At 58.0% G+C, this 12833-nt stretch carries 10 protein-coding genes, 2 tRNA genes and 1 rRNA gene; 1 reads left to right on the top strand and 12 read right to left on the bottom strand.

The window, feature by feature from the left end; genetic code table 11:
- Positions 1-40 precede the first annotated feature (40 nt).
- The 9 genes from LIS66_RS22560 to LIS66_RS22600 form a co-directional block, all read right to left on the bottom strand.
- A tRNA-Ala gene (locus LIS66_RS22560) sits at positions 41-116 on the bottom strand.
- Positions 117-126: 10 nt separating this feature from the next.
- Positions 127-203, bottom strand: a tRNA-Ile gene (locus tag LIS66_RS22565).
- A 123-nt stretch (positions 204-326) separates the two neighbouring features.
- A 16S ribosomal RNA gene (locus LIS66_RS22570) occupies positions 327-1863 on the bottom strand.
- A 541-nt stretch (positions 1864-2404) separates the two neighbouring features.
- Positions 2405-3028, bottom strand: coding sequence for a protein-methionine-sulfoxide reductase heme-binding subunit MsrQ (gene msrQ / locus LIS66_RS22575; RefSeq protein ID WP_227973073.1), 624 nt, complete (start codon positions 3026-3028; stop codon positions 2405-2407).
- Positions 3028-4041 carry a protein-methionine-sulfoxide reductase catalytic subunit MsrP gene (msrP, locus tag LIS66_RS22580; RefSeq protein WP_042610448.1) on the bottom strand — a complete coding sequence of 338 codons (1014 nt, stop codon included), beginning with the start codon at positions 4039-4041 and terminating at the stop codon, positions 3028-3030. Before msrP ends, msrQ begins: the two co-directional genes overlap by 1 nt.
- A gap of 63 nt (positions 4042-4104) precedes the next feature.
- On the bottom strand, positions 4105-4962 hold the full coding sequence (pssA, locus tag LIS66_RS22585; RefSeq protein WP_227973074.1) for a CDP-diacylglycerol--serine O-phosphatidyltransferase: 858 nt from the start codon (positions 4960-4962) through the stop codon (positions 4105-4107).
- A 148-nt stretch (positions 4963-5110) separates the two neighbouring features.
- A complete protein-coding gene (gene ilvC, locus LIS66_RS22590) occupies positions 5111-6127 on the bottom strand; it encodes a ketol-acid reductoisomerase (RefSeq protein ID WP_003228216.1) in 1017 nt (338 codons plus the stop codon).
- A 46-nt stretch (positions 6128-6173) separates the two neighbouring features.
- Complete coding sequence (gene ilvN, locus LIS66_RS22595) at positions 6174-6665, bottom strand: acetolactate synthase small subunit (RefSeq protein ID WP_003176102.1); 492 nt, start codon at positions 6663-6665, stop codon at positions 6174-6176.
- 2 nt (positions 6666-6667) lie between these two features.
- Positions 6668-8392, bottom strand: a complete 1725-nt coding sequence (locus tag LIS66_RS22600) for an acetolactate synthase 3 large subunit (RefSeq protein ID WP_065616944.1) — start codon at positions 8390-8392, stop codon at positions 6668-6670.
- A gap of 398 nt (positions 8393-8790) precedes the next feature.
- Between LIS66_RS22600 and LIS66_RS22605 the strand changes: the two genes are divergently transcribed.
- Positions 8791-9207 (top strand): DUF4124 domain-containing protein, encoded by a 417-nt coding sequence (locus tag LIS66_RS22605; protein ID WP_042610450.1) that lies wholly within the window; start codon positions 8791-8793, stop codon positions 9205-9207.
- 130 nt (positions 9208-9337) lie between these two features.
- Here LIS66_RS22605 and LIS66_RS22610 read toward each other — a convergent pair whose 3' ends face one another.
- The 3 genes from LIS66_RS22610 to mrcB are packed head-to-tail and all read right to left on the bottom strand — an operon-like array spanning position 9338 to position 12763.
- Complete coding sequence (locus LIS66_RS22610) at positions 9338-9673, bottom strand: YqcC family protein (RefSeq protein ID WP_042610451.1); 336 nt, start codon at positions 9671-9673, stop codon at positions 9338-9340.
- The gene (locus tag LIS66_RS22615; RefSeq protein ID WP_227973075.1) at positions 9673-10422 is read right to left on the bottom strand and encodes a hypothetical protein; all 750 of its coding nucleotides are present in this window, start codon (positions 10420-10422) and stop codon (positions 9673-9675) included. The genes LIS66_RS22610 and LIS66_RS22615 overlap by 1 nt, the downstream gene beginning before the upstream one ends.
- 16 nt (positions 10423-10438) lie before the next feature.
- Positions 10439-12763 (bottom strand): penicillin-binding protein 1B, encoded by a 2325-nt coding sequence (gene mrcB, locus LIS66_RS22620; protein WP_064364143.1) that lies wholly within the window; start codon positions 12761-12763, stop codon positions 10439-10441.
- Positions 12764-12833: the final 70 nt, after the last annotated feature.

Genomic DNA, 12833 nt, shown 5'->3' on the forward strand with positions numbered 1-12833 from the left:
GAATATTCATTTCTAAACTCTGTAACGGCGAAGCAGTTTATGGTGGAGCCAAGCGGGATCGAACCGCTGACCTCCTGCGTGCAAGGCAGGCGCTCTCCCAGCTGAGCTATGGCCCCATAACAAAATTGGTGGGTCTGGGCAGATTCGAACTGCCGACCTCACCCTTATCAGGGGTGCGCTCTAACCAACTGAGCTACAGACCCAATTTCGAGCTTGTAACTGTTAGCTCAGAGCTATCAGCTTGGAGCTTAAAGCTGCTTCTATCGTCTTCTTCAATGAATCAAGCAATTCGTGTGGGAGCTCATGCAGCAGCTGATGTCGTCGATTAAGGAGGTGATCCAGCCGCAGGTTCCCCTACGGCTACCTTGTTACGACTTCACCCCAGTCATGAATCACACCGTGGTAACCGTCCTCCCGAAGGTTAGACTAGCTACTTCTGGTGCAACCCACTCCCATGGTGTGACGGGCGGTGTGTACAAGGCCCGGGAACGTATTCACCGCGACATTCTGATTCGCGATTACTAGCGATTCCGACTTCACGCAGTCGAGTTGCAGACTGCGATCCGGACTACGATCGGTTTTATGGGATTAGCTCCACCTCGCGGCTTGGCAACCCTTTGTACCGACCATTGTAGCACGTGTGTAGCCCAGGCCGTAAGGGCCATGATGACTTGACGTCATCCCCACCTTCCTCCGGTTTGTCACCGGCAGTCTCCTTAGAGTGCCCACCATAACGTGCTGGTAACTAAGGACAAGGGTTGCGCTCGTTACGGGACTTAACCCAACATCTCACGACACGAGCTGACGACAGCCATGCAGCACCTGTCTCAATGTTCCCGAAGGCACCAATCCATCTCTGGAAAGTTCATTGGATGTCAAGGCCTGGTAAGGTTCTTCGCGTTGCTTCGAATTAAACCACATGCTCCACCGCTTGTGCGGGCCCCCGTCAATTCATTTGAGTTTTAACCTTGCGGCCGTACTCCCCAGGCGGTCAACTTAATGCGTTAGCTGCGCCACTAAGAGCTCAAGGCTCCCAACGGCTAGTTGACATCGTTTACGGCGTGGACTACCAGGGTATCTAATCCTGTTTGCTCCCCACGCTTTCGCACCTCAGTGTCAGTATCAGTCCAGGTGGTCGCCTTCGCCACTGGTGTTCCTTCCTATATCTACGCATTTCACCGCTACACAGGAAATTCCACCACCCTCTACCATACTCTAGCTTGCCAGTTTTGGATGCAGTTCCCAGGTTGAGCCCGGGGATTTCACATCCAACTTAACAAACCACCTACGCGCGCTTTACGCCCAGTAATTCCGATTAACGCTTGCACCCTCTGTATTACCGCGGCTGCTGGCACAGAGTTAGCCGGTGCTTATTCTGTCGGTAACGTCAAAATTGCAGAGTATTAATCTACAATCCTTCCTCCCAACTTAAAGTGCTTTACAATCCGAAGACCTTCTTCACACACGCGGCATGGCTGGATCAGGCTTTCGCCCATTGTCCAATATTCCCCACTGCTGCCTCCCGTAGGAGTCTGGACCGTGTCTCAGTTCCAGTGTGACTGATCATCCTCTCAGACCAGTTACGGATCGTCGCCTTGGTGAGCCATTACCTCACCAACTAGCTAATCCGACCTAGGCTCATCTGATAGCGCAAGGCCCGAAGGTCCCCTGCTTTCTCCCGTAGGACGTATGCGGTATTAGCGTTCCTTTCGAAACGTTGTCCCCCACTACCAGGCAGATTCCTAGGCATTACTCACCCGTCCGCCGCTGAATCCAGGAGCAAGCTCCTTTCATCCGCTCGACTTGCATGTGTTAGGCCTGCCGCCAGCGTTCAATCTGAGCCATGATCAAACTCTTCAGTTCAAACATCTTTGGGTTTTTAAGAAACCCTAAACTTGGCTCAGCAATCGTTGGTTACATCTTTGATTTCTCGCGGAGTAACTTGTGATGCTGATAATCTTGTTGACTATCAGTCTGACTGCACAAGCACCCACACGAATTGCTTGATTCAGTTGTTAAAGAGCGGTTGGTTAAGATCTTTCGTCTCAACCGAGGCGCGCATTCTACAGCAGCCTCATTTGCTGTCAAGTGATTATTTTCAGAAGTTTTCGAAGAATTCTTCAACAACTTCAACCACTTGCGCTTCCGATCTCTCGTTAGCGGGAGGCGAATTCTACAGCGTTAATCGCTGCTGTCAACACCTCTTTTTCTCCGCTTTCGACCGAGAAGATCGAACCGTTAAAAGAGCCAAACATCACTGCTCTTTCAACTCCTCCCAGGCTTCGATGATCTGAAGCGAGCCGCTGCCGAAAACTGCATAACTCGTTGAATCTCAAGGAGTTTTCCGTTTCGACTGCGCCGGAAGTGGGGCGAATTATAGACCTCTGGAATCTGCCGTCAACCGTTAATTTCGCTTTTCTTGCAGATTCTGCTTTTTGCCCAATAAACGCGGGATTCGTCTGGTCACCGGCGGCAGACGAAGCAGCAAAAGCGCCGCGCCTATAAAGGCATAAATCGTCCACTCCTCCAGATCAGCCCGCACGATCCACAGCATATGCAGCAAACCGAGCCCGAGAATCACGTAAACCAGACGATGCAGCTTCTTCCAGCGAGCACCCAACCGACGCTGACTATAGCGATTCGACGTCACCGCCAATATCAGCAAGCCGAGAAAGCCCAGTGCACCGACAATAATGTACGGCCGCTTGCGCAGCTCCACGCCCAGCTGAGACCAGTCGAATCCGAGGATAAACGCCATGTAGCTGAAAAGATGCAGCGCCACATAGGCAAAACACCAAAGCCCCAACTGCCGGCGAACCGCAATCCACCCCGCCCAGCCGCTCAGCTTTTGCAGCGGTGTCATGCTCAGCGTGATCAACAGCAACACCAGCGTGCCAAGCCCAAGACGATCGACCAGCACCTTGCCCGGATCAGGCCCGAGCAGATCGGCGAACGCCTGATAGAACCACAGCAACGGCCAGATGGCCGCAGCAATGAAAACACCCACTCGCCAGAACGGATAGCGCATCAGTAGTTCTTCCGCAGATCGAGCCCTGTATATAAAGAAGCGACTTCATCCGAGTAGCCGTTGAACATCTGCGTATCGCGCACATTCGGTTTGAACAGACTGTTTGGCAAGCGCCGCTCGCGAGCTTGAGTCCAGCGTGGATGGTCGACCGTCGGATTCACATTCGCATAGAAGCCATACTCGTCGGCTGCGATGCTTTGCCAAGTGGTCTTCGGCTGCTCGCTGACCAGACTGATACGCACAATGGATTTCACGCTTTTGAAGCCATACTTCCATGGCACCACCAGACGCAACGGGGCGCCGTTCTGGTTCGGCAGTTCGCGGCCATACATGCCCACCGCGAGGATCGCCAAAGGATTCATCGCCTCGTCCAGACGCAAGCCTTCGACATATGGCCAATCGATCAGGGCAAAACCGGAACGCTGGCCGGGCATGCTCTTGGGATCCTGCAGGGTTTCGAAGCGGATGTACTTCGCTTTGGAGGTCGGCTCGACCTGTTTGAGCAGGGCCGAAATGGGAAAGCCGATCCAGGGTATGACCATCGACCACGCCTCGACGCAGCGCAGTCGATAGATACGCTCCTCCAGTTGATACGGTTTCATGAAGTCTTCCAGTGCGTAGCGCCCCGGTTTACCCACCTCCCCGTCTATCACTACGCTCCAGGGTTCGGTTTTCAGGTCGCCAGCATTCGAAGCCGGATCGCCCTTGCCGGTACCGAACTCATAAAAGTTGTTGTAGTGCGTGGCGTCTTTATAAGGCGTGATCGCCTCGTCCTTGACGTCGACCGCTCCCCACTGAGTAGAAGAAAGCTTTTCGGCAAACCAGGACGGCGCCTTGCCGGATTCGACATCAGAGTAGCGAGGGGCATCAGCGGCACTCGCCCAGCGCGGCAGGCTGCTTACGGCAATACCGGCAGCGGTAGCACCGAGCAATTGGCGACGGGAAAGATAAATGGCTTCAGGCGTGACATCCGACTCATGGCAGTCGGATGCTTTGGGGATCTTGATCAACATGACAACTCCGCAGCTTTGGAGGACAGGTGCACCCATAGACTGCGGAGTATGCGCGAAATTACATCACTCGGCGTTTTTGTGACGACGAAGACGCAACAGGTACTGCACCGGGCCGGACGCCGCGTAAGCGAGGAACACCAGCAGCAGAATGCGCGGCGGATCGCTGAACACTACAGCGAATACCAGCACCACCGCCAGGATCGCCACGAACGGCACGCGACCTTTGAGATCCAGCTCCTTGAAGCTGTTGTACTTGATGTTGCTGACCATCAGCATGCCGGCGGCCGCAACCATCAGCGCGACCAGGAACGACATCTTCGAACCCTGGATGCCGTAATCGCTGAACGCCCAGACAATGCCCGCCACGACGCCTGCCGCCGCTGGGCTGGCCAGACCGATGAAGTAGCGTTTATCCGCCGTGCCGACCTGAGTGTTGAAACGCGCCAGACGCAACGCTGCGCCCGCTACATAGATGAAGGCGACCATCCAGCCAACCTTGCCCATGTCGCCCAATGCCCAACCGAAGGCCAGCAATGCCGGCGCGACACCGAATGCGACCATGTCCGACAGCGAGTCGTACTCGGCGCCGAAGGCACTTTGCGTATTGGTCATGCGCGCCACGCGGCCATCAAGGCCGTCCAGCACCATCGCGACGAAAATCGCGATCGCAGCGAAAGCGAAGTACTTGCTCGCATTCACCGAGTCACCGGCACTCAGGGCGGCCTGGGCGCTCATCGAGTTGATGATGGAGTAGAAGCCTGCGAACAGGTTGGCAGTGGTGAACAGGTTCGGCAGCAGATAGATACCACGATGCCGGACTTTGCGACCTTCAGCGTCGCGCCCTTCTTCGATGTGTTCATCGATGGGCAGCAGGCTTTCGGCGTCGGAAGCCTTGTTCGGCTCTTCGGGACGTTCGCTCATGGACATTACCTTGCAACGGTTTGGAAAAAATTCGACAGAAGCTTGAGGACGACAGTTCGGCCACAAACGATGCAGCTTTATACCAGAAGCACCGGCCCAAACGAAAAAACGCGGCCGAGGCCGCGTTTTTCGTACAAGGGACGACGACTCAGTTCTTGGCTTTGTCGACGATCTTGTTGGCACCGATCCACGGCATCATGGAGCGCAGTTGCTCGCCGATGATTTCGATACCGTGAGCGGCGTTGTTACGACGCTTGGCGGTCATCGAAGGGTAGCCGGTTGCGCCTTCGCTGATGAACATTTTGGCGTATTCGCCGTCCTGAATACGTTTCAGGGCGTTGCGCATGGCCTGACGGGATTCGGCGTTGATCACTTCCGGGCCGGTTACGTACTCGCCGTACTCGGCGTTGTTGGAGATCGAGTAGTTCATGTTGGCGATACCGCCTTCGTACATGAGATCTACGATCAGCTTCAGTTCGTGCAGGCACTCGAAGTAGGCCATTTCCGGCGCGTAGCCAGCTTCAACCAGGGTTTCGAAACCGGCTTTTACCAGTTCAACGGTACCGCCGCACAGAACGGCTTGTTCGCCGAACAGGTCGGTTTCGGTCTCGTCCTTGAAGGTGGTTTCGATGATGCCGGTACGACCGCCACCGACGCCAGCGGCGTAGGACAGCGCTACGTTCTTGGCATTGCCCGAGGCGTCCTGGTAGATCGCGATCAGGTCAGGGATACCGCCACCTTTGACGAACTCGGAGCGCACGGTGTGGCCCGGGGCTTTCGGCGCGATCATGATCACGTCGAGGTCGGCACGCGGAACAACCTGGTTGTAGTGGATCGCGAAGCCGTGGGAGAAGGCCAGGGTGGCGCCTTTCTTGATGTTCGGCTCGATTTCGTTCTTGTACAGCGAGGACTGGAATTCGTCCGGGGTCAGAATCATGACCAGGTCGGCAGCAGCTACGGCGGAAGCAACGTCGGTCACTTTCAGGCCGTGAGCTTCGGCTTTGGCAACGGTGGCCGAACCTTTACGCAGACCGACAGTAACGTCGACACCGGAGTCTTTCAGGTTGCACGCTTGAGCGTGACCCTGGGAGCCGTAACCGATGATGGCAACTTTCTTGCCCTGGATGATCGACAGGTCGCAGTCTTTATCGTAGAAAACTTTCATGAATTTCCCCTTATATCCGGCCATTCAGGCCATGCGCTAATTTGGTTTAGATGCTGAGTACTTTGTCGCCGCGAGCAATGCCGGTCACGCCGCTGCGGACGGTTTCCAGAATCGATGCGGTGCCGATGGACTGAATGAAGCTGTCGAGCTTGTCGCTGGTACCGGTCAACTGAACGGTATACACGCTGGCGCTGACATCAACGATCTGCCCACGGTAGATATCGGTGGTGCGTTTGATCTCGGCGCGCTGGGCGCCAGTGGCCTTGACCTTGACCAGCATCAGTTCGCGCTCGATGTGAGCGCTTTCCGACAGGTCCACCAGCTTGACCACTTCGATCAGCTTGTTCAGGTTTTTGGTGATCTGCTCGATCACTTCATCGTGGCCCACGGTGGTCAGCGTCAGACGCGACAGGGTCGGGTCTTCGGTCGGGGCCACGGTCAGGCTTTCAATGTTGTAGTTGCGCTGCGAGAACAGGCCGACTACGCGAGACAGAGCGCCGGGTTCGTTTTCCAGAAGCAGGGAAATAATGTGCCGCATGATTAAGTACGCTCCGTCTTGCTCAGCCACATATCGCGCATGGAGCCGTCTTTGATCTGCATCGGGTAGACGTGCTCGCTGGTGTCGACTGCAACATCGATGATCACCAGGCGATCCTTCATGGCAAACGCTTCAGCCATCTTCGACTTCAAATCTTTCGATTCGGTGATGCGTACGCCAACGTGGCCATAGGCCTCGGCCAGCTTGATGAAGTCAGGCAGCGATTCCATGTAGGAGTGCGAGTGACGGCTGCCGTAGCTCATGTCCTGCCACTGGCGAACCATGCCCAGCACACCGTTGTTGAGGATGACGATTTTCACCGGCAAGCCGTACTGCAGGCAGGTCGACAGCTCCTGGATGTTCATCTGGATACTGCCCTCGCCGGTGACGCAGGCCACATCGTCGTCCGGGAAGCTCAGTTTGATGCCCATCGCCGCCGGCAGCCCGAAGCCCATCGTGCCCAGACCACCGGAGTTGATCCAGCGGTTAGGCTTGTTGAACGTGTAGTACTGCGCAGCGAACATCTGGTGCTGACCCACGTCGGAGGTCACAAAGGCATCGCCCTTGGTCACTTCGCAGAGGGTTTCGATCACGGTCTGCGGCTTGATCTGGCTGCCGTCGCCCTTTTCGTAAGGGAACAGGCCGCGATCGCCGCGCCATTCGTCGACCTGCTTCCACCAACTGGCCACGGACTCCTTGTTCGGGGTCTCGCCGATTTCCTTGAGGATCGCGACCATTTCGGTCAGGACGCTCTCGACCGGACCAACGATCGGCACGTCGGCCTTGATGGTCTTGGAGATCGACGCTGGGTCGATGTCGATGTGGATGATCTTGGCGTTCGGGCAAAACTTGGCCGGGCCGTTGATCACCCGATCGTCGAAGCGTGCGCCGACCGCGAGGATCACGTCGGCATGGTGCATCGCCAGGTTCGCGGTGTAGCTGCCGTGCATGCCGAGCATGCCGATGAACTGACGGTCAGTGCCAGGGAAAGCGCCCAGGCCCATCAAGGTATTGGTTACCGGCAGGTTGAGCATTTTTGCCAGCTCGGTCAGCTGCGCGGAGCCGTTGCCGAGGATGACGCCGCCGCCGGAGTACAGCACTGGGCGCTTGGCTGCCAACAACATTTCCGCTGCTTTGCGAATCTGCCCGGAGTGACCGCGAACGGCTGGGCTGTAGGAACGCAGCTTGGCTTTTTTCGGGAAAACGTATTCGAACTTCTCGGCCGGGTTGGTCATGTCTTTCGGGATGTCGACCACGACCGGACCCGGACGACCGGATTGCGCCAGGTAGAACGCCTTCTTCATGACTTCCGGGATTTCCGAGGCGTGCTTGATCATGAAGCTGTGCTTCACGATCGGCCGGGAGATGCCGATCATGTCGGTTTCCTGGAACGCGTCGGTGCCGACCATGGTGCTTGGCACCTGACCGGAAATGATCACCATCGGAATCGAGTCCATATAGGCGGTGGCGATACCGGTGATGGCGTTTGTGGCGCCTGGACCGGATGTCACCAATACCACGCCGGCTTTACCGGTGGCACGGGCGTAGCCGTCAGCCATATGGGTCGCCGCTTGTTCGTGACGAACCAGGATGTGGGTCACTTCCGGTTCTTTGAACAGGGCATCGTAAACATGCAGGAGAGCACCACCCGGGTACCCGTAGATATATTTGACGCCTTCGTCACGCAAAAAGCGGACGAGCATCTCACCGCCAGATAAAAGCTCCACGTTGTTCACCTCTAAAACGCCAGAATACCGTCCACAAAAAGGGGCGGGTCTTAATAGGTTTACTTCTCGGCAGAGCATGAGCGACGGTGGTCGCCGACTACGTCAGCACTGACTGAGCAAGTATTGGGATCGTCCCAAGTGTTGCGGGCCTTTCCCACCCAGCGCGAGGTAACGCGTTGCGGGTGTAACAGGTCGGCGCGGATGTGCGCCTCATGATCTACCGAGTGGGTCTGCTTCTGGCAGTCCCTCTACAGCGGACTTTGGATTCTTCTGTTTCGCCCTCTGCAAGTCAAGTCGTCTGTTGGGTTAATTGTGGGTAAGCACATGAGAACGCAAGAAAAAACCTGAAAAGCGCTACTCTGTTAGCGCCAATTGCGCATTTTTACCAAGGAATCAGCATGCGAACGCTCCTCCTCACTCTGCTGATCGGCCTCAGCCCATGGTGCTCGGCCGCTCAAATCTACAAATGGGTCGATGCCCAAGGTGTCACGCATTTCGATGCGCAGCCGCCGCAGGGCCAATCGTCGACGACCGTACAGACGCCCTCCTCGCCCACGCCGAAAGCTGCGCCGATGCCGGGGGGTGGCGTGCTCGGCGATCAGAAGGCGATTGATACCAAGGTGAAGAAACAGGTCGCCGAGCAGCAGGCGCAACTCAAGGCGTTCTGCGAGCAGGCACGCACGAATCTCGCGCAATTGCAGAACAATCCGCGCTTGCGTGAGGAAGTCGAGGGGGATGTGCGGCGGCTCGACGACGCGCAGCGTCAGGAGCGCATCGTCGAAGCGCAGAAGCAGATTGCCGAGAACTGTTCGTAGGCACTCTGCCGGATCTGTGTGAGAGCTGTGTAGGAGCTGACGAGTGGAACGAGGCTGCGATCTTTTGATCTTGCACTTCAACAGCAAAATCAAAAGATCGCAGCCTGCGGCAGCTCCTACATAACCGTATTCAGCGCGAAGCGGTGATCAGCAGGTCGAACTCTTTGAGCAGCACCTGCAACTGACGATCCTTGCCGCCAAGGTTGCGCTGGGCGAAGACCATTTCCGCCATTTCCTGAATGCCCGAGGCGTTCGGCAGCGGCAGGTCCTGTTCGAGGATCATCTTCATGCGCGGCAGGAAGATCCATTGCAGCCACTGCTCGAAGTCCAGTGTGTCGACCGAAAACGGCTCGACACTGCTCAGGGCTTCGACCGACGGCTCGACCTCATCCCACCAGCCCAAAGCGCGCAGTTCTCGCTCGATCAGCAACAGATGATCGGCGATTTTCGGGAAGCGCGCGTCCATCACAGGGAAACCTTGGCCTTCTGACGGGCCTGAGCAGCGCCGGCGGCATCGCCTTGTTTCTCACGAGACTGAGCGATGATTTCCCACAGGCTGGCTTGCAGATCCGGACGACCATTGGCCATGGTCAGCGCGCGACGGGCGAACTGCTCGGCTTGCGGCGCATCGCCCTGGGCCATGCGCACCTGCGCCAAACGGTACAGTACTTGCGGCTCTCGCGGGGCGACACGTTGCGCCCGCTCCAGGCTGGAAGAGGCACCGTTGAGGTCGCCGCCGGCCTGCTGTTGTTGCGCGGTAGTCAGCAAGGCAAGCACCGGGCCGTCCAGTTGCTCATCCGCCGACAGGCCGCCGCCACTGCTGGCCGAAGGAACGCCACTTGGCGTGGAAGGCATGCTGTAGCTGCCGGAATTGATCGGTGCCGACTCAACCGCCGACGGGTTATACGGCCCCGATGTGATACCGCCCGAGGCCGGGCCCGGGACGATCGGCGAAGAGCTGATCGGTGTCGACACCGCAGCACCGCCGCCCGGCACCATCACCACCACGCCGGTATCGCCCTGCGGAATCGCCTGAGTCTGGCCCTGCGCCGGGCGCTTGACCGTGGTCTGGCGGAAACCGCCATTGGCGCCGATGTGTTCACTGTTGGACACGGCTGTGCCCGAATCCACCACGGGAATCGAACCACGCTGTACGGTGGAGCAGCCGCTGAGCAAAGCCACGGCGGTCACCGCTGGAATCAACCACTTGTTCACTTGAAACCCTCTTTGCTTAATTCATCCAGCCCTTGACCCAGTCCATCACCGATTCCGGCGAGGCAGGTGTTTCGCTTGCACACGCGGCGCCGGGTGGCGGCTCGCTGCCGCGAATATACGGCATCTGCACCGCGCCGGGGCAGTTGGCATCGGAACCCTGGCCGGTGCGCGAATCGACCCAGGCCTGCACGACGTTGTCCGGCTGCGGCATGTCCAGCGGCAGCGGATCGGCCTTGCGCATGAAACTGGTCCAGACCTGCAGCGCACCGGTGGCACCGGTGAACGGCGTCTTGCCATTGTCATCGCGACCGAGCCAGACCACCGCCAGCAGATCCTGACTGAAACCGGCAAACCAGCTGTCGCGCGAATCGTTACTGGTACCGGTCTTGCCCGCCAGCGTCAGGGTCTTGGGCAGCACGTTATAAACCGAACTGCCGGTACCTTCACGCATCACCCTCTGCATGGCGTTCTGGATCAGGTAGATCGAGGCCGGATCGAAACGCTGTTCGATCTGGAACGGATAACGCTTGAGCGGCTCGCCCTCGGCGGTCAGCACGCTGCGAATACCGCGCATCGGCGTGTTGAAACCACCGTTGGCCAGCGTCTGATACATGGTCGCCACTTCGATCGGCGTCATGCCGCCGGCACCCAGCAGCATCGACGGGAACGCCGGGAATTCACGGGTGACGCCCAGGCGACCGAGGGTCTTGAGCACGTTCGGCACGCCGACTTCCAGGCCCAGACGCGAGGTCGAGAGGTTGTAGGAATGCGCCAGACCCTGATAGAGGAACACCGTGCCGTGGGAGCGGCGATCGTAGTTTTGCGGCTTCCACACCTGACCGTTGGCGCCTTTGACCGACAACGGATCGTCCGACAGCCAACTGGTCAGCGTGTACTGGCTCGGTTTCTCCAGCGCGGTGAGGTACACCGCCGGTTTGATCAGCGAGCCGATCGGACGCACCGCATCGAGTGCCCGGTTGAAACCGGCGTAACTGGCCTGACGGCTGCCGATCATTGCCTGGACTTCGCCGGTTTCCGGGTTGGTCACGACCATCGCCGCCTCGACGTCATCGGAGCCCTTGCGCCCGGCGAGACGTTTGAACGTGTCGTTGACCGAAGCTTCGGCTTTCATCTGCAGGATCGGATCGAAACTGGTGAAGATGCGCAGGCCTTCTTCGGTCAAGTCTTCGTCGCGATAGTCTTCGCGCAACTGACGTTTGACCAAGTCGATGAAGCCCGGGAACGAGCTGTCGGCGAGCTTGCCGCGGGTGGTTACACCCAGTGGCATTTTCTTCGCTGCTTCGACCTGTTCGGCAGTTGCCACGCCTTGCTGCGCCAGCACATCGAGGACCAGATTACGCCGCTCCAGCGCACGCTCCGGGTTACGCCGCGGGTTGTAGTAGGACGGCCCCTTGACCATGCCGACCAGCAAGGCCACCTGATGCAGTTTCAGCTCGGACAATGGCTGGCCGAAGAAGAACTGGCTGGCCAGACCGAAACCGTGCACCGCCCGCTGACCGTCCTGGCCGACAAAAACTTCGTTGAGGTAGGCCTCAAGGATTTCCTGCTTGTTGTAATGCAGTTCGAGCAGCAACGCCATCATCGCTTCGGTGAGCTTGCGGGTCAGGCTGCGTTCGCTGGTCAGGTAGAAGTTCTTCACCAACTGCTGCGTCAGCGTACTGCCGCCCTGGGTCATCTTGCCGCCGGAGGTGTTGATCCACACCGCGCGCGCGATCGATTTCGGCGACACGCCCCAATGGCTATAGAAATCGCGGTCTTCGACGGCGATCAGGGTTTCCAGCAGGTACGGCGGCACCTGATCGAGCTTGATCAGGATGCGGTCTTCAAGATTTTTCGGGTAAATGCCGCCGATCATCAGCGGTTCGAGGCGCACCACCGACAGCTTCGAACCGTTGGTCGCGGACAGCTCGGCGACGTAATCGCCGGAGAAACGCACGCGCACCGGCTGCGGTTTCTCCAGCCCCTCATAAAACTGGAAGCCACGGGTGTTCAGGTCGACCGTATTGCCGCTGACGGCGGCGGCACCGGGGCCATTGCTCACGGCTTCGCGGCGATAGCCGAGGGCATCGAGTTCGGTGAGGAAATCGTCCTTGCTGAGCTTCTGTCCGACGAACAGCTCGAGCGGGCGCGCATACACCTTGGCCGGGATGGTCCAGCGCTTGCCGGAGAATTTCTCCTGCACCACGGCATCGAGGTAAACGGCGAAGCCGGCCAGCACCACAAGGCCGACCAGACTGAGTTTAATGGCCCAGCTCAACCATGGGCTGAGGCCCTTGGCTGGTGGTTTTTTCTTGGTACGGGGGGATCGGGATCGAGTCATGGCGGCGGATTATACGCACTTTATCGATCCTCAACAGGCACGCGCGGAGGTTTGCGTCAGGCGGGCAAGC

The organism is Pseudomonas sp. HN2, assembly GCF_020736465.1.
In the GTDB taxonomy this organism is placed as follows: Bacteria; Pseudomonadota; Gammaproteobacteria; order Pseudomonadales; family Pseudomonadaceae; genus Aquipseudomonas; species Aquipseudomonas moraviensis_A.

Coding starts and splice junctions, on each gene's coding strand:
- msrQ (WP_227973073.1), bottom strand. CDS start 3,028: ATGCGCTATCCGTTCTGGCGAGTGGGTGTTTTCATTGCTGCGGCCATC.
- msrP (WP_042610448.1), bottom strand. CDS start 4,041: ATGTTGATCAAGATCCCCAAAGCATCCGACTGCCATGAGTCGGATGTC.
- pssA (WP_227973074.1), bottom strand. CDS start 4,962: ATGAGCGAACGTCCCGAAGAGCCGAACAAGGCTTCCGACGCCGAAAGC.
- ilvC (WP_003228216.1), bottom strand. CDS start 6,127: ATGAAAGTTTTCTACGATAAAGACTGCGACCTGTCGATCATCCAGGGC.
- ilvN (WP_003176102.1), bottom strand. CDS start 6,665: ATGCGGCACATTATTTCCCTGCTTCTGGAAAACGAACCCGGCGCTCTG.
- LIS66_RS22605 (WP_042610450.1), top strand. CDS start 8,791: ATGCGAACGCTCCTCCTCACTCTGCTGATCGGCCTCAGCCCATGGTGC.
- LIS66_RS22610 (WP_042610451.1), bottom strand. CDS start 9,673: ATGGACGCGCGCTTCCCGAAAATCGCCGATCATCTGTTGCTGATCGAG.
- mrcB (WP_064364143.1), bottom strand. CDS start 12,763: ATGACTCGATCCCGATCCCCCCGTACCAAGAAAAAACCACCAGCCAAG.